19 protein-coding genes are annotated in these 24,483 nt (G+C 61.2%); 6 read left to right on the forward strand and 13 right to left on the reverse strand.

Features of this window, described 5'->3' with window-relative positions; genetic code table 11:
- Positions 1 to 111: 111 nt before the first annotated feature.
- The 4 genes from QLG10_RS16055 to QLG10_RS16070 form a co-directional block, all read right to left on the reverse strand.
- Positions 112 to 1,995: a TonB-dependent receptor gene (locus QLG10_RS16055; protein WP_282487664.1), complete on the reverse strand. Its 1,884-nt coding sequence runs from the start codon at positions 1,993 to 1,995 to the stop codon at positions 112 to 114.
- 129 nt (positions 1,996 to 2,124) lie between these two features.
- The gene (gene dxs, locus QLG10_RS16060) at positions 2,125 to 4,023 is read right to left on the reverse strand and encodes a 1-deoxy-D-xylulose-5-phosphate synthase (RefSeq protein ID WP_248676932.1); all 1,899 of its coding nucleotides are present in this window, start codon (positions 4,021 to 4,023) and stop codon (positions 2,125 to 2,127) included.
- Between the two features lie 91 nt (positions 4,024 to 4,114).
- Positions 4,115 to 5,002: a (2E,6E)-farnesyl diphosphate synthase gene (ispA, locus tag QLG10_RS16065; protein ID WP_110755062.1), complete on the reverse strand. Its 888-nt coding sequence runs from the start codon at positions 5,000 to 5,002 to the stop codon at positions 4,115 to 4,117.
- The gene (locus QLG10_RS16070) at positions 4,999 to 5,241 is read right to left on the reverse strand and encodes an exodeoxyribonuclease VII small subunit (RefSeq protein ID WP_007970180.1); all 243 of its coding nucleotides are present in this window, start codon (positions 5,239 to 5,241) and stop codon (positions 4,999 to 5,001) included. The genes ispA and QLG10_RS16070 overlap by 4 nt, the downstream gene beginning before the upstream one ends.
- 400 nt (positions 5,242 to 5,641) lie before the next feature.
- Between QLG10_RS16070 and QLG10_RS16075 the strand changes: the two genes are divergently transcribed.
- Genes QLG10_RS16075 through QLG10_RS16100 form a run of 6 tightly spaced genes read left to right on the forward strand, consistent with a single transcriptional unit; the run spans position 5,642 to position 15,831 of the window.
- Positions 5,642 to 6,430 (forward strand): DUF2135 domain-containing protein, encoded by a 789-nt coding sequence (locus tag QLG10_RS16075; RefSeq protein ID WP_110755063.1) that lies wholly within the window; start codon positions 5,642 to 5,644, stop codon positions 6,428 to 6,430.
- A gap of 36 nt (positions 6,431 to 6,466) precedes the next feature.
- Positions 6,467 to 8,194, forward strand: coding sequence for a DUF2138 domain-containing protein (locus QLG10_RS16080; protein ID WP_282487665.1), 1,728 nt, complete (start codon positions 6,467 to 6,469; stop codon positions 8,192 to 8,194).
- Positions 8,179 to 8,829, forward strand: a complete 651-nt coding sequence (locus tag QLG10_RS16085) for a DUF1175 domain-containing protein (RefSeq protein ID WP_248676935.1) — start codon at positions 8,179 to 8,181, stop codon at positions 8,827 to 8,829. Before QLG10_RS16080 ends, QLG10_RS16085 begins: the two co-directional genes overlap by 16 nt.
- Positions 8,826 to 13,382, forward strand: a complete 4,557-nt coding sequence (locus tag QLG10_RS16090) for an alpha-2-macroglobulin (RefSeq protein ID WP_282487666.1) — start codon at positions 8,826 to 8,828, stop codon at positions 13,380 to 13,382. The genes QLG10_RS16085 and QLG10_RS16090 overlap by 4 nt, the downstream gene beginning before the upstream one ends.
- A gap of 1 nt (position 13,383) precedes the next feature.
- The gene (locus QLG10_RS16095; RefSeq protein WP_282487667.1) at positions 13,384 to 15,015 is read left to right on the forward strand and encodes a DUF2300 domain-containing protein; all 1,632 of its coding nucleotides are present in this window, start codon (positions 13,384 to 13,386) and stop codon (positions 15,013 to 15,015) included.
- Positions 15,016 to 15,018: 3 nt separating this feature from the next.
- A complete protein-coding gene (locus QLG10_RS16100) occupies positions 15,019 to 15,831 on the forward strand; it encodes a DUF2135 domain-containing protein (RefSeq protein ID WP_282487668.1) in 813 nt (270 codons plus the stop codon).
- Between the two features lie 386 nt (positions 15,832 to 16,217).
- Here the strand turns inward: QLG10_RS16100 and QLG10_RS16105 are convergent, their stop codons facing one another.
- From QLG10_RS16105 to QLG10_RS16145, 9 genes are all read right to left on the reverse strand, one after another.
- Positions 16,218 to 16,964: a helix-turn-helix transcriptional regulator gene (locus tag QLG10_RS16105; protein ID WP_110755069.1), complete on the reverse strand. Its 747-nt coding sequence runs from the start codon at positions 16,962 to 16,964 to the stop codon at positions 16,218 to 16,220.
- A gap of 228 nt (positions 16,965 to 17,192) precedes the next feature.
- Positions 17,193 to 17,720, reverse strand: coding sequence for an inorganic diphosphatase (gene ppa / locus QLG10_RS16110; RefSeq protein ID WP_020796295.1), 528 nt, complete (start codon positions 17,718 to 17,720; stop codon positions 17,193 to 17,195).
- Between the two features lie 113 nt (positions 17,721 to 17,833).
- Entirely contained in the window at positions 17,834 to 18,646 is an 813-nt protein-coding gene (locus QLG10_RS16115; RefSeq protein ID WP_248676959.1) for a zinc-dependent peptidase, read from the reverse strand.
- Between the two features lie 4 nt (positions 18,647 to 18,650).
- Complete coding sequence (locus QLG10_RS16120) at positions 18,651 to 19,307, reverse strand: DedA family protein (protein ID WP_188265173.1); 657 nt, start codon at positions 19,305 to 19,307, stop codon at positions 18,651 to 18,653.
- Positions 19,308 to 19,511: 204 nt separating this feature from the next.
- Positions 19,512 to 19,973 (reverse strand): GNAT family N-acetyltransferase, encoded by a 462-nt coding sequence (locus QLG10_RS16125; RefSeq protein ID WP_110755072.1) that lies wholly within the window; start codon positions 19,971 to 19,973, stop codon positions 19,512 to 19,514.
- 116 nt (positions 19,974 to 20,089) lie between these two features.
- Positions 20,090 to 20,914 (reverse strand): ethanolamine ammonia-lyase subunit EutC, encoded by an 825-nt coding sequence (gene eutC / locus QLG10_RS16130; protein WP_110755073.1) that lies wholly within the window; start codon positions 20,912 to 20,914, stop codon positions 20,090 to 20,092.
- Between the two features lie 8 nt (positions 20,915 to 20,922).
- Complete coding sequence (locus QLG10_RS16135; protein WP_110755074.1) at positions 20,923 to 22,317, reverse strand: ethanolamine ammonia-lyase subunit EutB; 1,395 nt, start codon at positions 22,315 to 22,317, stop codon at positions 20,923 to 20,925.
- 168 nt (positions 22,318 to 22,485) lie between these two features.
- Positions 22,486 to 23,856 carry an ethanolamine permease gene (gene eat, locus QLG10_RS16140; RefSeq protein WP_110755075.1) on the reverse strand — a complete coding sequence of 457 codons (1,371 nt, stop codon included), beginning with the start codon at positions 23,854 to 23,856 and terminating at the stop codon, positions 22,486 to 22,488.
- Positions 23,857 to 24,121: 265 nt separating this feature from the next.
- Positions 24,122 to 24,483, reverse strand: a 362-nt coding sequence (locus tag QLG10_RS16145) for an aldehyde dehydrogenase family protein (RefSeq protein WP_282487669.1), incomplete at its 5' end; no start/stop codon positions are given.

Raw genomic sequence — 24,483 nt, forward strand, 5'->3', positions numbered from 1 at the left:
TCGCGGGTAAGCCCGCTCCCACACTAGACCGAGTTCAGGCATAGAGTTCGTGTACGACACAGATCGAATGTGGGAGCGGGCTTGCTCGCGAAGAGGCCAACCCGGACACCATCAGAGCTCCGGGGTCCAAGTCACCCCAAACACCCACGCCCGACCTTCCTCGCGATATCCGTACTGGCTGCCTTCATGGCTGTAGAGTGCCCGGCTGTAACCTTTGTCCAGCAGGTTGTCCACCTTAAGCTCCAGGCTGATCGCTCGATTGAGTGCCCAACTGCTGCGCAACCCCAGCAATCCATAACCCCCCAATGGTTGTTGATTGTTCAGGTCGTCATAGCTGCTGCTCACAGCTTGCCAACTGGCGCCCAGGCCCAGGCGGTCGAACTGTCGATCCAGATCCCAGCTCAATGTGCGACGTGCGCGACGGGCCAGGGTATGCCCCGTATCGCGGTCCCGCGGGTCGATAATCGCCACGCCGAGGTTGCTCTGCCAGCCGAACAGTTCCTGTCTTAATGTTGCTTCAAAGCCGTTGATGCGTGCCGAGGCCACGTTCTCTGGCCGTGAGTTGCTGCCGAAGATGATCGCGTCTTCGAGGTCTGTGCGGTACAGCGAGGCTTCCAGGCGGCTGCTCTCGGTCAATTGGCTGCGCCATTGCAGCTCATAGCTTTTCGAGGTCTCGGGTTTGAGGTCCGGGTTGCTGAAGTCGGGGTAGTACAGGTCGTTGAAGGTCGGCGCCCGGAAACCTTCGCTGTAGGTCAGTAGCACGTCGTTGTCGGGGTTTAGCGGCAGGGTGAAGGTGCCGCTCCAGCTGTTCTGGCCGCCAAACTGTTGGTTCTGGTCGCGGCGCAGGCCCAGTTCGGTAGAGAAGCTGTCAGCCTGATAACGATGCTGGACAAATGCTGCACGGTTCCAGCGACTGTCTTCGTCGAACGCTGTGCTGCTGTTGACCCGGTCTTCGTACCAGTCGCCGCCGAGGATCAGGCTGTTGCGCTGGTTGAGTGTCAGGTCGTTCTGCCAGTTCACCGAGTCACGGTAGGTATTGAACACGCTGCGCTCATCGCTGAGCTTGTCGAACGTCTTCTCGCGGTTTTCGCTGTGGCCGAACTCGACGCGGGTTTTCCACAGCTCGTTGACTCGTGCGTCGACGTAGCTGCTGACACTGCTCACGTCGAATTCGTTGTAGGGCTGCTGCTGGACTGACTCGAAGGTGTTCAGGTCGAAGCGACCGAACGGATTGTCGAATTCGCTTTTGCCCCGGTTATCCAGCAGGTTGGCGCCGATCTCGGCGTCGTCGCTGAGGGCGTGACTCACGCTCAGGCTCAGGGATTTGTTGCGGTAGGCGTCGTGATCACTGTCGCTGGGATACGACTCATGGGTGCGATCGATCCCGGCGGTTTCATCCAGGCTGGCGCCGAGGTTGAAGCGGGTCTGCTCATCGCCACCAGACAAGCCGAGGCTACGCTCCCAGGTCTGGTTGCTGCCAAACCCCATATGCAGCCTGGGTTGCAGGCCGGGGTCGCTGCCACGCCGCGTGAAGATCTGGATCACCCCGCCAATCGCATCGCTGCCGTAGATCACCGAACGGGAGCCGCGCAGCACTTCCACGCGCTCGACCTGGTCGATGTTGATGTGTTGCAGGTTGCTGTCGCCGGAGGACGAGTTGCCGATCCGCTGGCCGTCCACCAGCACCAGGCTCTGGGCCGACTGCGTGCCGCGAATGTAAATTCCCGGCAGGCTGCCGCGCCCGCCGGTTTGTGCCACTTGCACCCCCGGTACACGGCGCAGCAGGTCAGTGACGCTGTTGGGTTGCAGCCGGTCGATGTCTTCGCGGGTGAAGACCGTGTTGGCGGCGCTGCTGTCGTTGCGCGCCTCGACCTGGCGGTTGGCGCTGATCAGTACGTCGGGCAGCTTCAGGGCCTGGTCGCGTTCGAAGGTGTCGGCCAGCACTGGGCCGGCTGGCAGCAGGGTCAGTGCCAGGGCGAGGCGAGAGATATTCATATTTTTTTCGTAGACGCGCAGGAGTACACAGTCCCTGTAGGAACCGGGGGGGGGGGGGGGGGGGGGGGCGATGGCGTCCTTGAAAATGCCATCGCCAGCAAGCCGGCTCCTACAGGTGTGATATCGGGTTTACAGGGTCAACAGTTGCAGACGCTCGCGGATCGAAGCCTCGATCCCGGCTTCATCCAGCCCACACTCAGCCAGCATTTGCGCCGGCTTGGCGTGTTCGACATAAATGTCCGGCAAGCCCAGGTGCAGCATCGACTTGAGGATGTTCTCGCGAGCGAGAAATTCGCTGACCGCACCGCCGGCACCACCCATGATGGCGTTTTCTTCGACGGTCACCAGCAGCTCGTGGCTGCCAGCGATTTCGCGAACCAGCTCTTCATCCAGCGGTTTGACGAAGCGCATGTCGACCACGGTCGCGTCCAGCGTCTCGGCGACTTTCAGCGCCTCGGCCAGTTGCACGCCGAACACCAGCAGGGCGACCTTGCTACCCTGGCGGCGAACCACGCCCTTGCCGATTTCGATCGGCTCGAGGTCTTTCTCGATGGTTGCATTCGGGCCGTTGCCGCGCGGGTAACGCACGGCAGCCGGGCCGTTATACAGATGACCGGTCGAGAGCATCTTGCGCAGTTCGTTTTCGTCGCTCGGGGTCATCACCAGCATGCCGGGTATGCAGCGCAGGAACGACAGGTCGAAGCTGCCCGCGTGGGTCGGACCGTCTTCGCCCACCAGGCCGGCGCGATCGATGGCGAACAGCACGTCGAGGTTTTGCACCGCGACGTCATGCACCAACTGGTCGTAGCCGCGTTGCAGGAAGGTCGAATAGATCGCCACCACCGGCTTCGCGCCTTCGCAGGCCATGCCGGCCGCAAAGGTCACGGCGTGTTGCTCGGCAATCGCCACGTCGAAGTAGCGCAGCGGGAACCGCTCGCTGAAGGCCACCAGGTCCGAGCCTTCCTTCATTGCCGGGGTGATCCCGACCAGGCGTGGGTCGGCAGCCGCCATGTCGCACAGCCACTCACCGAACACACCGGAGTACTTCGGCCCGCTGGCTTTTTTCGGCGGGTTGGCCGGCGCATCGACAGGTTCGAGCTTGGTGATGGCGTGGTAACCGATCGGGTCGACCTCAGCCGGGGCGAAGCCTTTGCCTTTCTTGGTGACGATGTGCAGGAACTGCGGGCCCTTGAGATCGCGCATGTTGCGCAGGGTAGCGATCAGGGTTGGCAGGTCGTGGCCATCGATCGGGCCGATGTAGTTCCAGCCCAGCTCTTCGAACAGCGTGCCGGGCACCAGCATGCCTTTTGCGTATTCTTCGGTGCGACGGGCGATTTCCCAGGCGCCGGGCAGGCGCGACAGGACTTTCTTGCTGCCCTCGCGCATGCTCGCGTAGGTACGGCTGGAAAGGATCTTCGCCAGGTAGTTCGACAAACCGCCGACGTTGCGCGAGATCGACATGTCATTGTCGTTGAGGATCACCAGCATGTTGGCGTCCACTTCCGGCGCGTGGTTCAGCGCTTCGAACGCCATGCCGGCCGTCAGTGCGCCGTCGCCGATCACGGCAATCGCCTTGCGATCACTGTTTTGCAGACGGGCGGCAATCGCCATGCCCAGGGCTGCGCTGATCGACGTGCTGGAATGGCCGACGCCAAAGGTGTCGTACTCGCTCTCGGAACGACGCGGGAAGGCGGCGACCCCGTCTTTCTGGCGCAGGGTGGCCATGCGCTCGCGACGACCGGTGAGGATCTTGTGGGGATAAGCCTGATGACCCACGTCCCACACCAGCCGGTCGTCCGGGGTGTCGAAAACGTAATGCAACGCGATTGTCAGCTCGATGACGCCCAGACCTGCACCGAAATGCCCACCGGTCTGACCGACCGTGTAGAGCAATTCCAGGCGCAACTCATCGGCCAGGGTTTCCAGCTCGGCTTCGCCTAACCGGCGCAGGCCGTCCGGCGTATTCGCGCGGTCGAGCAGGGGCGTGGTCGGGCGCTTGCGGGGAATCTCATGAAACGTCGTGGGCATCAGGCGAATCGTTATAGGTATAAAAGATGCGGCAGTTTACCTGATGCATCGGCCCCTGCCCACGCGTTGGTCTTTTTTGGCGGATTCGCCGTCAGTTGCGTCGCTCGACGATGTAGCGGGCCAGTTCACGCAGGGGCTCGGCAGCCGCGTCAAACGGTCGCAGCGCATGCAGTGCCTGATCGCGCAGTTCCAGGGCGTAGGCCTTGGCGGCGTCCAGGCCGAGCAGTGCCGGGTAGGTCGGCTTGTCGCGGGCAATGTCGGCGCCTTGGCGTTTGCCCAGGGTTTCGGTATCGCTCTCGACGTCGAGAATGTCGTCCTGGACCTGGAATGCCAGGCCGATGGCCTGTGCATAAGTCTGCAGGGACTTGAGTTCGTCCTTTTCGGCGCGACCACTGGCCAGGGCGCCGAGCTTGACGCTGGCTTCGATCAGCGCGCCGGTCTTGTGCCGGTGCATGTATTCGAGCGCCTGCTGATCGAGCTTCAGGCCCACCGAGCCAAGGTCGATGGCCTGGCCGCCGACCATGCCCGCCGGACCTGCCGCCAATGCCAGTGTGCTGACCATTTCAAGGCGGATCTCGGCATCGACGTTGCTCAGGCGTGGGTCGAGCAGGGCGCTGAACGCCAGGCTCTGCAAGCCATCGCCAGCGAGGATCGCGCAGGCTTCATCGAACTTCTTGTGCGTTGTCGGCTGGCCGCGGCGCAGATCGTCATCGTCCATGGCCGGCAAATCGTCGTGCACCAGCGAATAGGCATGGATCAGCTCTACCGCGCAGGCCGCGCCGTTGGCTTGCTCCGCCTTGCCGCCCAGCGCTTCGCACGCAGCGTAGGCCAGCAATGGTCGCACCCGTTTGCCGCCGTTCATCACGCTGTAGCGCATGGCGTCGTACAAGCGCGCCAGCTCAGGGCCTGGCGCGATGAACAGGGTTTCCATGGCGGCGTTGACGCGGGCCTGGCTGGTCGCTGAATACGCTGCAATCATTCTGGTTGATCCGCGTCGAAGGGTTCCTCGGCCAACTCGCCATCACGCTCGAGCAACACTTGAACCTTTTGCTCGGCCTGGGCCAGCGCCGCCTGGCAATCGCGGGTCAGGCCGATGCCTTGCTCGAAAGCGGCCAGCGAGTCTTCCAGCGATAATTCGCCATTCTCCAGACGCTCTACCAGCGTTTGCAGGTCAGCGAGGGACTGTTCGAAATCCAGTGCAGCTTTTTTGCGGGCCATGGCGGCGATTTCCGGTTGACGTTAAACCGGCGCGACACTAGCAGATAGGGGGTTTATGGGCAAATGAGCAAGGTATTTCGGCCGCCGTTTCCCTGAGGCTCGATGGCACTGCAGGCGCGAGCTTGCTCGCGATGGTCGTGAATGAAAACGCGTGGAACCAGATGCCCAACGGTGTCTTCGGGTTTTTCGCGAGCAGGCTCGCTCCTACAGAGTTGGGCACCACAACCGTGATTTGTACCGCATTCCAGGACTGATCTGATTGTGAGGATGCAGACGAACGACTAACCTTCGCGCCGTTAAGACTCGCAATTCATGGGTTTCAGACGAAACGCAGTGTCCGCATCTGTAACGCGCCGAGGATCAGGCGCAAGGTTTCGTCATGCATGGCAGGAGGCATTACATGCGCTCATTTCTTTTGCTGCTGATCGGCTGGGCCTGTGCGCCCGCCCTGGCCGCGCCCAGTGCCGAGCTGTCGGAACCGGTGGGCGGCTGGCGCTTCAACGGTTTGCTGGACCGCACGGAAAATCCGCAAGTCGCCTATCCCACGCCACCCATCGACCGTGGCGTGCAGCGCAATCGCACGATGATCCAGGGCCAGCTCAAGGCCATCGGCACCCAGCGCGGGCCCCACACGCTGGCGGTCAACGGCAACCCACTGAACCTGTACACCGACGACCAGGGTCGTTTCGCCCGGCCCTATGCGTTCGGCGCCGGTTCCAACAGCGTCGAAGTGCGCAGTGCCGAAGGCCAGCCGCTCAAGCGCGTGCAGTTCTATGAAGCCAATAACCTGCGCACGCCCGCGCGGATTCGCGTGGTGTTGGGGTGGGACGACCCGAAAGCCGAACTCGACCTGCACATCGTCACGCCCGACGGCCAGCACGCGTTCTGGGCTCGGCCGGCGATGAGCAATGGCGGTGGCCTCGACCCGGACGGCGTCGACGGCCCCGGCCCGGAAATGTTCACCATGACCGCGCCGCTGCATGGCACCTATCTGGTTTACGTCAACTATTGGGGCAACTTCGGTAGCGGCGGCTATAACTTCGATGAGACCAGCAATCAGAACGAGGTCATTACGTCGCAAATCAACCTGGTGCTCAACGAAAACACCGTCGACGAAAAACGCGAAACCTTCATCGTGCCCCTGCGCGCAATCGGTGACCTGCTGCTGGTCAAGACTTTCAACTATTAAGCATCCCGCTCCACGGATGAATTCGGGTTTTGTGAAATGAGCGATGACACTGTTTCCCCGGCCGCTGAAACACCTGGCCCCAAGCCGTCCCGCTATTGGGCAGGAAAAAATGTCCGGGCCATTGTGATCGGGCTGTGTCTGGTCGTGGGCGTGGCTGCTGGCATGGGCTGGTTGATGCTGAAAAGCAAAGCCCCGGCCCCGCAACTGGCGGCGGAAAAACTCGGCATGAGCCGTCCCGATGGCTTGCTCGAGACCCACTCCCTGAGCCAGTTGCCCAGGTACCTGCTGGCGGTGCCGTTCCTCAAGGAAACCCTGACCGAAGATTTCGTCTTCTATTACCAAAACCACGCCGATCGCCTCGGGCTGATCGGCAGCTTGCGGCGGATCATTTACGAGCATGAGCTGAAGTTGCAGGACACGCTGATCGAGCAACTGTTCGATCAACCGGCGGACGTTGCGTTGTGGCGCGGTGCGGATGGCCGGCTCAAGGATTTCCTGCTGGTGATGGATCGCGGTGGCCTGGCCAAGGTGCTGGAGCCGATTGCCAAAGTGGCGCTGGATGATTCGCAGTTGAGCAAACTCGCAGACGTGAAAGTCGGCAACGACGACGTGGCGCTTTATCAGCTCAGCTACAACGCCAGCAAGGCGCTGCTGTTTGCCTCCCATGGCGACAAACTGGTGGTGCTGTCGAACCCAACCAAACTCTACGATCCGCAAAGTGGAGCGACGCAGGAGCCGGGCAGTGTCTCGACCCAAGCCATCGCCGCGCTGCTCAACGGCGACAAACTGTTCCCCGAAGCGTTTGGCTTGCAACCCCGCGCGCCAGAAGTGAAGCAGCGACTGTCGGTGAATGCCAGCGTGCTCGCCATGGGGTATCAGCGCTTCATCCCGAATTTCGCCGGATTGCGCTTCGACATGGATGACAAGGGCTGGCACAGCTTCCTGGCCATGGATGAACTGGACGACCAGCCGGACTTTGATTTCAAGCCGATCTGGCAAGCCATGCCGATGGGCGCCAGCGCTTGCGTGGCGGTGCCGCTGGCTGCCGAGCAACAGAAGCCGCTGCTGCTCAAGCTCGGTGCTGACGAGACTGCGGCCCAGGCGTTGACCGAGCAAATGGCCGGTGCGGCGGGCCTGTGCTGGTACGCCGATTCGCGGCTGTACACACCACTGCTGGTGGCCAGCCTCAAGGATGAAGACAGTGCCAGCCTCGATGGCGAACTGGGCAGGCTGTTCGGCTCGATGGTCGGCGCCTATGAAGGCAAGGTCGATGAGCATGTGTTCCCGGTGATTGAGAAACAGCAAGGTGACAACCGCCAGTGGCAGCGTCAGGTCAGTTCCCGTTTCGGTCCGTATGCGGCGAAGGATGCCGCGAATCCCGATGCGATTACCGGCCAGGCTTTCATGACCGTCAGCCTGGCGCGCCACGGTTCGACGCTGTTGTTTTCCCTCGATGACAAACTGCTGGACAAGGCCCTTGGCACCCTCGACAAGCGCTTCCCGCCGATGGCCGACGTAGTGCCCAAGGACCTGCTGATGCCGGTGTACTTCGGCCCGGACGCCATGGCGCAGTTGATGCAGCGTGAAACCCTCGACAGCCTGCCGCAAGACATGGAACCGGTGTTCTACAACGCGGCGCAAACCTACTTGATCCCCAAATTGCGCAAGCTCGGCGGATACGGCAAGTACGCCCTGACCCTGCCCGAGGGCACCGAACCCGATGGCCACTGGCAATGGCTGCCGCTGCAATGGACAGCCCTGTGAACTTACTGATCCGCAGCCTCGGCGTGCTCGCTCTGCTGTTGAGCGCAGGCGCCGGGGCGATCGAAACACCGGCGCTTGATCCGCAGCAATCCCAGGTGTTCCGCGCCTGGTTCGTGCGCATCGCCCAGGAACAGCTGAGTCGGGGGCCGAGCCCGCGTTGGTACCAGCAGGACTGCGCAGGTCTGGTGCGTTTTGCCGCCAACGAAGCGCTGAAAGTCCATGACGATAAATGGCTGCGCAGCAATGGCCTGTCCAACCGCTACCTGCCGCCGGAACTGGAGTTGAGTGCGGCTCAGCGCGGGCTGGCCCAGCAATGGCAGCAAGGTGGTGGCAAGGTCGGACCCTACGTCAACGCGATCAAGCTCATCCAGTTCAACAGCCAGCTGGTTGGCCGCGATGTCGCACAGGCGCGTCCCGGCGACCTGATGTTTTTCGACCAGGGCGACGACCAGCACCTGATGATCTGGATGGGCCGATACATCGCCTATCACACTGGCACCACTACTCCCACCGACAACGGCATGCGTTCGGCAAGCCTGCAACAACTCATGACATGGAAGGACACCCGATGGATACCCGATGCAGCCAACCCCAACTTCATCGGCGTCTATCGACTGAATTTTCTCTCCCAATGATGGGTGCGCGCATGTTGCGTTTTCTGCCTCTGCTGTTGGCTTTGGTGCTGCCATTTTCGACGGTCAACGCCCAGGACGCTGTCGAACCCAGCGGCTACACAACGGTGGCCGGTGAAAGTTTTTTCCTGCTGGCCGACAGCAGTTTTGCCAGCGACGAACAGGCGATGGTCCGTCTTGAAGCGCCGGGTCGCGACTACCGTCGCTTGCGCATGGAACCCTATGGCGGCGCCGACATTCGGGTGTACCGCATCGACAAGCCGCTGGACTTCCTCAAGCGCCAGAAGAACCTGCACCGGGTCGTCAGTGACGGCCAGTTCAAGGGCGAAGGCCTGTCGAATACGCTCGCTTACTTGTGGGACAACTGGTACCGCAAATCTCGTCGGGTCATGCAGCGGGCGTTCTCCTACGAGTCGCGTAAACAAGTCACCGAGGAAGTACCGGAACTGAAGATGGGTAGCGCCATGGCTGCGCCAACACCCTACGACGCGCAGCCACAATTCGCCCTGATTCCAGGGCTGCCGGTGGTCAGTCAGTTTCGTTATCCGCTGTGGCAAGCCAAACCCATCCAGCCGCCCGAAGGCGTGAACCTCGCCGGGTCTTCCAGCGAGTTCGTCAGTGTGGCGCCGGGCAACGTCTACATCCCATTGGGCAACTTGAAACCAGGCCTGTATCTGGTGGAGGCGCTGATCGGCAAGTACCGCGCGACCACCATGGTGTTCGTCTCTAACACCGTGGCGGTCAGCAAGATTGCCGGGGATGAACTGCTGGTGTGGGCTGCGCGTAAACACGAAGGCAGTTCGGTGCCCAAGGTCAACGTGTTGTGGACCGATGGCCTGGGTGTGATGAGCAGCGGTGCAACCGATGCCGATGGTTTGCTGCGCCTGAAACACGTCAGCCCCGAGCGCTCGTTCGTGATTGGCGAGGATGAAGAGGGCGGCGTTTTCGTCTCGGAAAACTTCTACTACGACAGCGAAATCTACGACACCAAACTCTTTGCCTTCACCGATCGCCCGCTGTACCGACCGGGCGATTGGGTGTCGCTGAAAATCGTCGGGCGCGAGTTCAAGAACGCCCGGGATTCGGTGCAGCCCGTCGCAGCCGACGTTAACGTGACCGTATTGGATGCGACCGGGACGGCGCTGCAATCTCTGGCCTTGAAGCTCGACTCCAAGGCCGGTACCCAAGGCCGCTTCCAGTTGCCCGACAATGCTGTGGCCGGTGGGTACGAGTTGCGTTTCAACTATAAGGATCAGGCCTACAGCAGCGCTTTTCGCGTCGCTGAATACATCAAGCCGCACTTCGAAATTTCCCTGAACCTGGCCAGGCAGGATTACCGCACCGGCGAACCGGTCAAGGGCAACCTGGTGCTGCTCTATCCGGACGGCAAGCCGGTGGTCAATGCCAAGCTGACCCTGAGCCTGCGCGCCCAGCAATTGTCCATGGTCGACAACGAGCTGCAATACCTGGGGCAATTCCCGGTGGAACTGACCAGCACCGAACTGACCACCGACGCCAAGGGTAATGCCGTTGTCGATTTGCCGGCCGCCGAGAAACCGAGTCGCTACATGCTCACCGTGTTCGCCAGCGATGGCGCGGCGTATCGGGTCAAGACCACCAAGGAAATCCTCATCGACCGCGGGGCGGCGAATTTTCGCCTGAGTGCGCCGCAGCGCTTCAGTGCGGTGGGCGACAAGGTTGCGTTCAGCTACGTCAATCAAGGCGAGCAGAGCGCAGCGGTCACGCCTGCCAGCTACGGCTGGGTACGCCTGGAGGATCAAAGCACCGGCGAGGGCAAGCTCGCGGCAACCGACAAGGGCTTCAGCCTGGCCTTCGAGCGTCCCGGTACTTACAACCTCTCGCTCAAGGATGACCATGGTCGCACCCTCGGTGCCACCGGCCATTCTGTCACCGGCGAGGGCGTCAAGGCGGTGCCGGGAACCGTGGAAATCGTCCTCGACAAACCCGAGTACAAGGCTGGCGATGAAGCGCTGGCGCTGATTACTTTTCCCGAGCCGATCAGCGATGCGCTGCTGTCCCTGGAGCGCGACAAGGTCGAGGCCACGGGGCTGCTGTCCAAGGGCGGCGACTGGCTGAAGCTGGAAAAACTCAGCGACACCCAATACCGCGCACGCATTGCGGTGCAAGACAGCTTCGCGCCGAACCTGACCTTTTCGGTGCTATACACCAAGGGCGGCCAGTACAGCTTCCAGAACGCCGGGATCAAGGTGATTACGCCGCAGATCGACGTGGCCATCGGCACTGACAAAGAGACCTACCGACCCGGTGAAACCGTGTCGGTCGACCTGAGCACGCAGTTCGCCGGCAAGCCGATTCCGGCGCATCTGACGGTCAGTGTGGTCGACGAAATGGTCTATGCCTTGCAGCCGGAAATCGCGCCGTCCATCGACCAGTTCTTCTACCATCCGCGCCGCAACAATGTGCGCACCAGCGCCAGCCTGTCGTTCATCAGTTACGACGTCGCGCTGCCTGGCAGCCCTGGCGCACCGGGCAAAGCCAACCGCAGCGAGCGGGGCGTCAAGGTGCTGGAGCGCCCGCGTCGCGAAGACGTCGACACTGCCGCCTGGCAACCGGAGCTTGTGACCGATGCCAGTGGCAAGGTCCGTTTCACCTTCAAGATGCCGGACTCGTTGACCCGCTGGCGCATCACCGCCCGGGCCATCGCCGATGACGGCCAGGTCGGGCAGAAGAAGCAGTTCGTGCGCTCGGAGAAACCGCTGTACCTGAAGTGGAGCGGGCCGACCCGGTTCCGCGCCGGCGACAAACCGGATCTCGGGGTGTTTGCTTTCAGCCAGGCGCAAAACCAGGTCAAGGCCGAGCTGGTGATTCATTACGCGGGCAGCGAACAGCGGGTTCCCGTCACGCTCGACAGCGGCATCAACTACATACCGCTGCCGGCATTCGGGCTGGTCAATGGCGAGTGGAGCGCGGAACTTGTGCAGGGCGGTAAAACCGTCGATGCCTTGGCCGTGCGCCTGAGCGCAACCGGCGAAGGCTGGCAAGTCACGCAAAGCCAACGCCTGGACGTAGTTGGCGCGGATACGCCGCTGAACCTGCCGGCGGATGCAACGGATATCCGTCTGCGTCTGGACGACAGCCCGCAAGCACTGTTCCGTGCTGCCCTCGATGATCTGCTGGGCTATCCGTACGGCGGCGTCGAACAGACCGCCAGTCAATTGCTGCCGTTGAGCATCGCCTATCCAGCCTTATCGTCGAACCCGCAGGTCCGCGATCGCTTGCGCTTGATCATGCAGAATAGCCGCCTGCGCCTGGTGCAGATGGCCGGCCCTTCGGCGAGCTTCACCTGGTGGGGCCTGGACGGCGAGCCGGACGCGTTTCTCACCGCCTACGCGTATTACGCCGACTGGCATGCCAGCCGGGTAATGGCGCTGAACCTACCGCCAGAGCACTGGCAGCGAGTGTTGGAGGTATACGCGAAACAGGCGAAGAACACGCCGCTGTTGCAACGGGCGCTGATCCTGTCGTTCGCCAGACAGATGCAATTGCCGGTCGACACCTTGCTCAGCGGCTTGATGGAAGACCTGATCCGCGCCGGTGAGGGCAGTGCCGCAAACGTCATGGACGTGGCTGGCGATAGCCTGGTCATGACTGATCCGGATTCGGCGCTGGGCCTGGCTGCTGCGCGGGCTTTGACCGCCTCGCTGGCCGGGCAATCGAAGGTCGCTCTGCCAGCCGCATTCAAGCGGCAATTGACTGACGCACAGCAGCGACTGGCCACCAGCTCCGAGCCATTTGCCGAGGCGCTGAATGCATCGCTGCAACCTTTCGATCAGGCGCATGCGCAAGCGTTGTTGCTGCGTTTACTGCCACAGCAATCCACCCTGGAACGTGCGTTGGCGCTGACCTGGTTGCAACGCAGCATCGAACAGGCCACGCCGGCTGTGGCCCTTAAACCGGCTGACGACTGGAAGCAGGAGCAGGGCGCGACGGGTGAAGTCTATTGGGCATGGCAAGGCGCACAGGTCCCCGGCGTCTTGTCGCTGAGCGGTGCGCAGGAGCGTCCATTGAGCGCCGCGCTGAGCTTCCAGAGCAAACAGCCAGCGGTCGATCCGCTGCCTGTGACCATTACCCGTCGCCTGTCGCGACTGGTGCCGGGCGATGAAGCCTTCACCTTCAAGCTGCAGCCGGTCGGCAATGCTCCCTTGTCCAGCGACAACCTGTATCTGGACGAAGTGATCCTGACCAGCAAAGCCGCCAGACCCTTGCGTTACGGCCTGCTCGAAGTACCGCTGCCACCGGGTGCGGATGTCGAACGCACGACCTGGGGCATCAAGCTCATGGGCAAGGCCGGGACCGAACCTTCGGCGCTGGAGAAGGCCCGTTTCGAGCCCGGACAAATGGCCTATGCAGTGCCGGTGGATGCCTTGAGTGGCGAACTGCGTCTGCGTCACCTGGTGCGCTTCTCGCAGAAAGGCCAGTTCAGTCTGCCCCCGGCGCGTTTTACCCAGGTGTACGCGCCACAGCATCAGGCTCAGGAGCAAAAACCGGCGCTCGGTCAGGTGACGGTTCACTGATATGCGTCGGCCTTGGGTCTGGTTGCTGCTGTGTCTGATTCCCGCGCTGGCCAGTGCGCAGGAAGAGCCCTTGCGCCTGGCTTTCAAGGATCAGTTGCTGACGGTTAGCCGCACGCAACTGCTGTCGCGTGAACCGTTGTCCACCAGTCTGCAAACGCCCTTGGGCAGTGTCTGGAAGCTGTTCGTGTACGGATGGCTGGTGGACACCGGTGCGCGTGAGCCGGCATATACCTGCCGCGGGCAGTCGAAAGAGGAAGTCTATTGTTGCGCCGCTGGTGGCAAGATCGATCGGGATCAGGCGTTGGTGAAATCCTGCGGGCTGTATTTCGAGCCGGCGCGATTGGGCATCGATGTTTCTGGTTGGCGAGCGTATTGGCAGGCTCGTCAGGCGCCGGAGTGGCTGCTGGACTTGCCATCCTTGCAGCCAGCCACCCGGGTTTCGGTGGTGGAATTGTTGAGCATGTTGGCGCTGATGCCGGCGCAGGACCAGGCGCGTCGGGTATTGCTGGATGTGCTATTGAACGCGGCGGATGGCAACGTCGTGGGCGAGCTCGGCAGTCGCTTGCGGGTGAAGACCTGGAGCTGGTTCGGGGACCGGGATACTGCGTCGCGTCAGGGTGGATTCGCCGGTTGGACGACGGATGGCACGCCGATCTGGGCGGGAGGGCGCGGAACCAGTCAGCGGGTTCTGCGCGATTACGCCCAGGCGTTGTCCGTAGTGCTGCCGACGTCCTGGGCGGTGGACAGCGGCCAGTGTGTCGAGGTCGATCTGTTCTCCCGCTATCCACTGCAGCGGGTCATGTCAGGTGAGCGTGTCATGTCGTCCGGCCTGTTGCGGGGCGATTACCGGGTCGAGTTCGTCAACGGCAACCAACTGGATATCCACAGTGACGGCGACCTGTTTTTACTCAACGACAGCCCTTCACCAAAACTGGTCGGCCGCCTCGATCGCGAAGAGTACGTCGCCCGAGTCTTGCAGCGTGAAGCCAGTGCGGAACCCGCCGAGGCCGCCAAGGCCTTGGCCGTGGCCATTCGCACCTACCTGCTGCAAAACGCCACGCGCCGCGGTGATTGCCTGAGCATCGACGACAGCAGCCAGCGCCAACGCGTCGCCCCGCGCCCAGCCGCGGCGCAGGTACGCAGCATCGCCGCCTGGACCAGTGACCTGGTGCTCGCCGGCGGCACCGTGACCTACCACTCCAATCAGCCAGGCCTCGACAGATTGTCCTGGCAACTTGCCGTGGACCAAGCCAACGCCGGCCAGCGCTACGACGCCATCCTGCTCCATGCCTACCCACGCGCCAGCCTCAGCCGCTGGGACAATCCTGTTGCTTCCTGCGAGGCGCTGCCCGCCGCACAAGACTGGCTGCAAAAGCAACGCCGCGGCTGGCGCCCCCGTCTTGAAAGCGAAGCCGGCTACAACGAAGTCAGCATCTTCGCCGTATGTCGCCTGGCCTTCGGCCGTCCTTTCGTCGACCGTGAACGCCAGCGCATCTACGCGCGCGGAGTGCTCTCGCTGCAGGACCGCCTCGACTTGACCCACGAATACCTGCACCTGGCCTTCGAAGCGCACCCGAACGGCCAGGATGAAACCTACATCGAAGCGCTCGCCCGCCACCTCTTGCTGGAATAGGCCATGACTGATCGTTATCCACAGGTCTTGCTGCTGCTCTGCGCGTTTGCCGTGCTATCGCCGGCAACCGCCGCCGACAGCGTCAAACTCGACACCCCCTCTGGCGGCTGGCGAGCCGGCGCCGCCGAAGGGGAAGGCGAAAATTTTCGGCAGGTCGTCAACTACCCGGCGTCATCGGTGAACACCCCGGCGGGACAGGCAAACACCGCACGTATCAAAGGTCAGATCAAAGTCGCGCCGAAGAACGGCGAGCCCGGACGGCTGATCGTCAACGGTGTCAGCATGCCGCTGAAAATCGATCCCGCGGGCGGCTTCGATCGGCCGTTCTCATTCCCCAATGGCAGCAACAGCGTTGAAGTCCGCAGCCCAGACGGCCAGCAACGCCGCCGCGTGCAATTCCTCAACGCCAGTGGTGGAGCAACTCCAGCCAAACTGCGCGTGCTACTGGCCTGGGACAGCGACGGCACCGACCTTGACCTGCACCTGATTACCCCCGACGGCGCCCACATCTGGTACGGCGACCGCGCCGTGGCCAACGGCGCCGCACTCGATGTCGACGTCACCACCGGCTACGGCCCGGAAATCTTCGCCATGCCCGCGCCGATCAAGGGGCAGTATCTGGTGTATGTGAATTACTTTGGCGGTGGCTATCGCAGCGACGAGGAAGGGCAGGAGGATGCGGTGCAACCGCTGACGACGGCGCAGGTGACGGTGATTACGGAGGAGGGGACGCCGAGTGAGAAGATGGAGACGTTTCTGGTGCCGATGCGGGCGGTGGGGGAGTTGACGTTGGTTAAGTCGTTTAGTTATCCGTGAGAGAGACTGGCGGATGACATTATTACGGGCATTAAAAAGCCGGCTTGTGGCCGGCTTCTCGGGGACTGGCTTGGTTCATTTTTGGTAAACCGCGCCAGCCTTCAAAACGTACACCCGGATCTTGCGTCCGGCTGTGGGACTTGGCGAGAAAGTCATCTGCCTTGTCGGTGCGATCAGGGCCGCTTGGCGGGTCGATGCGCAAATGTGGGGCGCAGCATACTGATTTTTTTGTGAAATTCCCAGCTTGGTGTGTGAGAGGGCGTTTCTGGGGAGCTCAGTCAGGGGGTGGAGCAGGGTTTCGGCGAATTGACTGGCGCGTTCGCGGGCAAGCCTCGCTCCTACGGTGGTGCGCAATACCTGTGGTGTCCGCGAGATACGCCTTGTTGTTACAGGAACGGTATCGGTGGCCGGCGTTTGTTCAGGGTTGACCACCAGAATACCCAGCCCAGTACCCTGATGTTCTGCTCTTCGATTTGCGCCGGCCTGAAGATTTCATCGGGGTAATCTGCGCGGTTATGGCTGCGCAAGCGCAGGGAGTTGCCCGGCAGTCGGTGCAGGTATTTGATGCGCAGCATGCCGTCATGTTCGATTGCGTAGATTTCGCCATCGACAATCTGGGTCAGCCCGCGATCGATCGCCAGGGTGGAGCCGTCATCGATTTTCTCGGCCATGCTGTTGCCGATCATCGCGGCACCGATGGCGTCGGTGTGATTAATTTCCAAAGCGTCGAGGTGGCTGCGGGGCAGGCGCAGGCATTGTTCGCGGTCTTCGACGACGTGGGTCTTGTTGGAACCGGGGGCCGTGATGACTTCCTTGTAGAACGGCAATTCGATGTCGATAGGTTCGACTACGGTGTAGACACCTCGGATCGCCTGGGCGTCGAAGGGGTTGCCGGAGTCGTCGAGCAGGCGCAAGTGCCTGGCGTCTTTCGAGCCTTCGCCGGTTTTCAGCCAGTCGCTGTTGACCGAAAGTTTTCTGGCGACTTCTTCCATGCAATGGGCGGGCACGCCGCGGCTGTACCAGTTGTGTACATTTTGCGGAGCCGTATCCAGGAATTCGGCGAAACCTGTCGTCGTGATGTTCGCTGCTTCAAGGAGCGCTTTAAACCGAGGGCCGCTAGTGTTCTTTTTCATGACCGGAAGTCTACTGGCGCCGGTCGGGGGTTTGAATAAACGTCCCGTTCAAATTTCGCGTGAAATTTACGACTTGATGTGAGACGTGTTGGGTAAAAAATAAACAGGGCAACCTGAGAGCCTAAAGCGTTAAACGAATAGTTTAAATCGGCTTTACAGGTGCCCAAAAAAAACCCCGGATCACCGGGGTTCTTCTTGAAACTGATGGCTCAAAGCCTGCAGCTGCTCTTAGCCTTTATAGTTGGCAACCGACTGGGTGATCGCAGCACGGGCGGCGTCTGCGCCGTCCCAGCCTTCGATCTTCACCCATTTGCCTTTTTCGAGATCTTTGTAGTTCGCGAAGAAGTGCTCGATCTGCTGGATCAGCAGTGGAGGCAGGTCGGTGTATTCCTTCACGTCGACGTACAGCTGGGACAGCTTGTCGTGTGGAACCGCGATCACTTTGGCATCGCCGCCGCCATCGTCGGTCATGTTCAGGATGCCGACTGGGCGAGCGCGGATCACCGAACCTGGAGCAACCGGGTAAGGGGTTACGACCAGCACGTCGAGGGGGTCACCGTCGTCTGCCAGGGTGTTCGGGATGTAACCGTAGTTGGCCGGGTAGAACATAGGGGTGGCCATGAAACGGTCAACGAACAGGCAATCGCTGTCTTTGTCGATTTCGTATTTGATCGGCGCGTGGTTGGCCGGAATCTCGATCGCGACGTAGATGTCGTTCGGCAGGTCTTTGCCAGCCGGAATCTTGCTGTAGCTCATTGGGCGTTGCCCCCGTTAGTTGACCAGAAATACTTGGCCGGATTGACCAAAAAGTGGCGGCGATTATAGGCATATTCCTACGGCGACGCCACGTACCAGAGGTCGTGTAGACCTTAGTCGTGTGCCTGATAGACCGGGTTCTCGGCCAGAAGTTGCCGCAGCCTCGCCAGCGGGTCCTGGCGATAGAACAGCTTGAGTTGCTCGTAGACCTGTGGATAAGCCTCGTGCAGCAAATCCGGGGCACTGAAGAAATATTCGCTGGTGACGGCGAAAAACTCGGCCGGGTTTTCGGCGGCATACGGATCAATGGCGGTCTCGGCGTCTGGATTGCGCTCCAGTTGGCGGTCGAGGTCGTCGTAGGCCTCTTGCATGATCCTGGCCCAGTCGCTGACGCGCATGTTCGTGTGCAGCGGGGGCAAGCCGTTGGCATCGCCATTGAGCATGTCGAGCTTGTGCGCCAGTTCGTGGATCACCAGGTTGTAGCCCTCCCAGCCGCCGCTGGCCATGACACCGGGCCAGGCCAGGATGATCGGCCCTTGCTGCCAGGCTTCACCGCTGTGCTCGCCGTCCCATTCGTGCTCGACCCCACTGGCGTCGCGATGGCGCTGGGGACTGAGGAAGTCGTCGGGGTAGAGCACGATTTCGTGAAAACCCTGATACCAGTTCAGGTCGCCCAGATGCAGCAACGGCAGTTGCGCCTGGGCGGCGAGCAGCAGGCGTTGTTCCTGATGCAGTTCGACACCGGGCAGGGCGGTCAGGTGTTTGTCTTGCAGAAACAGTACGCAGGCTTCACGCAGCCACTGGTCCTCGGCGGCGCTGATGCCATCCAGGAAACTCAGGTGATGACGCACCCGCTGCCACATGTCGTCGGCTATCGGGTGCCTGGCCAGGATGCGTCGACGTCGCCAGGCGGCAAGGGACCACATTCTGTCAGCGCGATGCGGTTTTGGAGTTCGAGCTGCCAAAACGGCTGCGCACGACACCAATGATCATCGGCACCAGCGACAGCAGGATGATGCCGACCACCAGCAGCGACAGGTTCGATTTGATGAAGGGTACGTTGCCGAAGAAGTAACCCAGAGTGACCAGGCCACCGACCCAGAGCACCGTGCCCAGCACACTGAAGGCGAAGAAGCGCGGGTAAGGCATTTTCGCGACGCCGGCGACGAAAGGGGCAAAGGTGCGGATGATCGGCAGGAAACGCGCCAAGGTCACGGTTTTGCCGCCGTGCTTGTCATAGAAGTCGTGGGTTTGTTGCAGGTAGTCGCGCCGGAAGATCTTCGAGTTCGGGTTGCTGAACAATCGTTCGCCCGCCGTTCGTCCGATGATGTAGTTGGTGCTGTCACCGAGGATCGCCGCGAGCATCAGCAAGCCGCCCAGCAAAACCGGGTCCATGCCGCCACCGGCCGCGACGGCGCCAGCGATGAACAGTAGCGAATCGCCCGGCAGGAAAGGCATGACCACCAGGCCGGTTTCACAGAAGATCACCAGGAAGAGAATGGCGTAGATCCATGGCCCGTAGTTGTTGACCAGCAAATCGAGGTAGACATCGAGATGCAGGACGAGATCGAGCGGGTTGAAATCCATGGACGGCACCTGTGGTAACGGCCCGGTTCGGCAGGCCTGCGGATGACTTCGCGTAAGACTACAGACAGGAGGTAGTTTTTCTTACAAGCCGGAAAGAACGGAATTATACGGGCTGGGAAGTGAAAAGCGTGTGGCGTTTGTAGCAGGGGATTTCTGCGAGAACCAGATCGCAGCCTTCGGCCGAACGCTGCGATCTTTTTTTCCTTACAACTCGTCGCTGATCGGCAATATGTAGTTCTTGAACTCGGTGTCTTCCTTGAATCCGATGGATTCGTAGGTTTTCTGCGCCACTTCGTTGTTGCTGCTGGTGGACACGCGCATGCGCACCGCGTTGGTTTCCTTGGCCATTTTCTTCGCCGTGCGGATCAGGTTGTCGGCGACCAACTGGCGGCGGGCGTCTTCGGCGACGTAGATGTCGTTTAGGATCCAAACGCGTTTGAGCGAAAGCGAAGAAAAGCTGGGGTACAGCTGACAGAAGCCCAACAGTTTGTTGCTGTCGTCATCGGACAGTGCCAGGTAGATCACCGATTCCTTGCGCCGCAGGCGTTTCTCGAGGAACGCCCGGGACGAGTCCGGGTACGCCAGGGAGCCATAAAACTCGCGATATTTGACGAACAATGGGGTGAGCAGATCCAGGTGTTCGAGGGTCGCTTGAATAATCCGCATGGTAGTTCTCGTCTTCAAGTGGCTGTCTTCACGTGCTTTGGCGGCAAAGGGTACTCACTGGCAGCCGTGCATCGATCCTGCCTGAAAAGGATTGGAAAGTGCAATGCGGAAGCGGTTCAGGTTTGCGGCGAATCCAGTAGGAAATTTCCTTTAATGTCCGCTCCTGCGTCTGACTCCAGCGTTTGCACCTGCGCTTCGTCCTTCAGGTTGACGCCCGATAGCTGTCGCCGGCATGCCTCGCGCATCAAATACAGCAAACGGTGTGCCGCCATGCCGTAAGTCAAGCCTTCAAGGCGCACATTCGAGATGCAATTGCGATAGGCGTCGGTCAGGCCGACCTTCGGATTATAGGTGAAATATAATCCCAGGCTGTCTGGAGAGCTCAGGCCAGGGCGTTCGCCGATCAGGATCACAGTCATTTTTGCACCCAACAGTTCGCCGATTTCGTCGGCTACCGCGACCCGCCCCTGTTCCACCAGCAGCACCGGTGCCATTGACCATCCATCGGCCGAACTTTGCTCGGCAAAGCGCGCCAGGAACGGCAGGGTATGGCGATGCACGGCCAATGCCGACAAACCGTCGGCCACTACGATGGCAAGATCGACCCCGGCAGGATTGGCGGCGGCGTATTCGCGCAGTTTTTTTACCGACTCCACGCTCAATTTTCGCCCCAGATCGGGGCGTTGCAGATAACTGTTGCGATCGGTTGCAGCGCTATGCAGCAACAAGCTGTCGCGACCGCATTCGGCCAATTGCTCGCTGAGGGCGACATGGTCAAACGGCAAGTGCACCGCGTCTCGCGCCTGGGCGTGGGCAAACTGGAAGTCCAGTTGTGCACGGGTCGGCAGGCTGGTGCCGGTGCGGCCCAGGGCAATGCGTGCTGGGGTGAGGCGTCGCAGTTCCAGCCACGGGTTGTGCGGATCAAAAGGTGGTTTTTCCATATCGACACTCATCCCAATTGCGCCAAGGCCTGGCGGAAGGCCGGCGGCAGGCTGTTACCGAAGAGGACCTTGCCGTCCGGCTGCGTGAAAATACCCATTTTCGCCAGCCATTGCTCGAACTCCGGCGCAGGCTTGAGCCCCAGCGTCTGGCGGGCGTACAACGCATCGTGGAACGACGTGGTCTGGTAGTTGAGCATGATGTCGTCGGAGCCGGGGATGCCCATGATGAAGTTGATCCCGGCGACCCCAAGCAGGGTCAACAGGGTGTCCATATCATCCTGGTCGGCCTCGGCGTGGTTGGTGTAACAGATATCGCAGCCCATCGGCACGCCCAGCAGCTTGCCGCAGAAGTGGTCTTCGAGGCCGGCACGGATGATCTGCTTGCCGTTATAGAGGTATTCGGGCCCGATGAACCCGACTACGGTGTTCACCAGGAACGGCTTGAAATGGCGGGCCACGGCGTAAGCCCTGGTCTCGCAGGTTTGTTGGTCGACGCCGTGGTGGGCATTGGCCGACAGGGCGCTGCCCTGGCCGGTTTCGAAATACATCAGGTTCTTGCCGAGCGTGCCGCGGTTGAGGCTCAAGCCGGCGTCGTACCCTTCCTTGAGCACATTGAGATTGATGCCGAAGCTGGCGTTGGCCGCCTCGGTGCCAGCGATCGACTGGAATACTAGGTCCAGGGGTACGCCGCGATTGACCGCCTCGATCGAGGTGGTGACATGGGTCAGTACACACGCCTGGGTCGGGATTTCGTAGCGTTGGATGATCGCATCGAGCATCTCCAGCATGGCGCAGATCGAGGCGATGCTGTCGGTGGCCGGGTTGATGCCGATCATGGCGTCACCGTTTCCGTGCAGCAGTCCATCCAGAATGCTCGCGGCAATGCCGGCCGGTTCGTCAGTCGGGTGGTTGGGTTGCAGGCGGGTAGACAGGCGACCGCGCAGGCCCAAGGTGCCGCGGAACTGCGTAACGACCCGGATTTTCTGCGCGACCAGCACCAGGTCCTGTACGCGCATGATCTTCGACACGGCAGCCGCCATTTCCGGGGTCAGGCCGGGGGCGAGGGCGCGCAGGACCTGTTCGTCGGCGGCGTCGCTGAGCAGCCAGTCGCGAAAACCGCCGACGGTGAGATGGCTGACCACTGCGAAAGCCTGTTTATCGTGGGTGTCGATGATCAGGCGGGTGACTTCATCGGTCTCATAGGGAATCAGGACTTCCTGCAGGAAGTGGCTCAGCGGGATGTCGGCCAGCACCATCTGCGCAGCGACGCGCTCGCCGTCATTGAGGGCGGCGACGCCAGCCAGGTAGTCACCGGAGCGTGCCGGGGTGGCCTTGGCCATCACTTCCTTGAGGTTTTCAAAGCGATAGGTCTGGGCGCCGACGGAATGGGCATAAACGGCCATGGGCGGTGTCCTCCAAATAACTCAAATTCACTGCTTATCCTTTGTAGGAGCCGTCGAGTGCAACGAGGCTGCGATCTTTTGATCTTGCCTTTAAAGATCGCAGCCTCGTTGCACTCGACAGCTCCTACAGGGGCGTGGTGTGCACCTTGATAGGGCGTTGCCGGGCTGCTAGATACCTTCGAGCATAGCGTCAGCTGGTGCTTCGGAGCGTTGCCGCGCGGTCAATTGGAAATACAGGTAGCCGGCCGCCATGAAGCCAAGGAAGATCAGGCCGATCAAGGTGTTGAACCACGCCATCGCGACCAGGCACACCAGCGCCAGGAACAGCGCAATCCCCGGTACGACCGGATAACCCGGTGCGCGGAAGGTGCGCTCGAGGTTCGGCTCGGTTTTACGCAATTTGAACAGGCTCAGCATACTGATGATGTACATGACGATGGCACCAAATACCGACATGGTGATCATCGCCGCCGTCAGCGACATGCCTTGCAGGTTGACCAGGCCATCGCTGTAGATGGCTGCAATGCCGATGACGCCACCGGCCAGGATCGCCCGGTGCGGGGTCTGGAAGCGCGAAAGCTTGGCCAGGCTGCGCGGCAGGTAACCGGCGCGGGCCAGGGCGAAGAACTGCCGGGAGTAGCCGAGAATGATTCCGTGGAAACTCGCCACCAGGCCAAACAGGCCGATCCAGACCAGCATGTGCATCCAGGTCGAATTGTTGCCGACTACCGCTTTCATGGCCTGGGGTAGCGGGTCGTTGATGTTTGCCAGTTGACGCCAGTCGCCGACGCCGCCAGCCATTACCATTGTGCCGATGGCCAGGAACACCAGGGTCAGGATGCCGCTGACGTATGCCCGGGGAATCGTGCGTTTCGGGTCCTTGGCTTCCTCGGCTGCCATGGCGGCGCCTTCGATGGCAAGAAAGAACCAGATGGCGAAGGGAATGGCGGCGAAAATGCCGGGAATGGACGCGATAGTGAATTCACTGGAGCCAGACCAGCCATTGAGCACGAAATTGCTGAAACTGAACCCTGGCGCGACCACGCCCATGAACACCAGCAGTTCGGCGACCGCCAGCACGGTCACCACCAGTTCGAAGGTGGCGGCGATGCTGACGCCGAGAATATTGAGGGTCATGAACACGAAGTAGGCGCCGACGGCGGCGATTTTCGGGTCCAGTTCCGGGTATTGCACATTCAGATAGGCACCGATGGCCATGGCGATGGCTGGCGGCGCAAATACGAATTCGATCAGGGTGGCGATGCCGGCGATCAATCCGCCTTTTTCACCGAAGGCTCGCCGACTGTAGGCAAACGGCCCGCCGGCATGGGGAATCGCCGTGGTCAATTCGGTGAAACTGAAGATGAAGCAGGTGTACATCGTTGCCACCATCAGGGCGGTGACGAGGAACCCCAGGGTCCCGGCGGTGCCCCAGCCGTAACTCCAGCCGAAGTATTCGCCGGAGATCACCAGGCCAACGGCAATGCCCCATAAATGCAGGGTGCCGAGTGTGGGTTTGAGCTGTGTGGTAGTTGTCATAAGTCCTCGCTGTCTTTTATTTTTTGATCTTGTTGGACTTTCGGGAGTTGCGTTTGCTTGGAGAGCGGGCACGCAAAGCCCGTGCCAGAGAGGCAGGGCGATGTTTTGATGTTGTCGTTAAGGACGCCTTCGCGAGCAAGCCCGCTCCCACAGTGGACTTGTGTCTACCCATTCCAGTGGGGCCACACAAAACCCCTGTGGGAGCGGGCTTGCTCGCGAGAGCGGTGTAAGGGGCGACGCAGGAATACCTGCATCGCCCTGGTTTTTAGAAGAAGCCCAGCGGATTGATGTCGTAGCTCACCAGCAGGTTCTTGGTCTGCTGATAGTGGTCGAGCATCATCTTGTGGGTTTCACGGCCGACGCCGGACTTCTTGTAGCCACCGAACGCGGCATGCGCCGGGTACAGGTGGTAGCAGTTGGTCCACACGCGACCGGCCTTGATCGCCCGGCCCATGCGGTAGGCGCGGTTGATGTCGCGGGTCCACAGGCCGGCACCCAGGCCGAACTCGGTGTCGTTGGCGATGGCCAGGGCTTCGGCTTCGTCCTTGAAGGTGGTGATGCTCACCACCGGACCAAAGATTTCTTCCTGGAACACGCGCATCTTGTTGGTGCCCTTGAGCAGCGTCG

The organism is Pseudomonas sp. V98_8 (assembly GCF_029967975.1).
Classification (GTDB): domain Bacteria; phylum Pseudomonadota; class Gammaproteobacteria; order Pseudomonadales; family Pseudomonadaceae; genus Aquipseudomonas; species Aquipseudomonas umsongensis.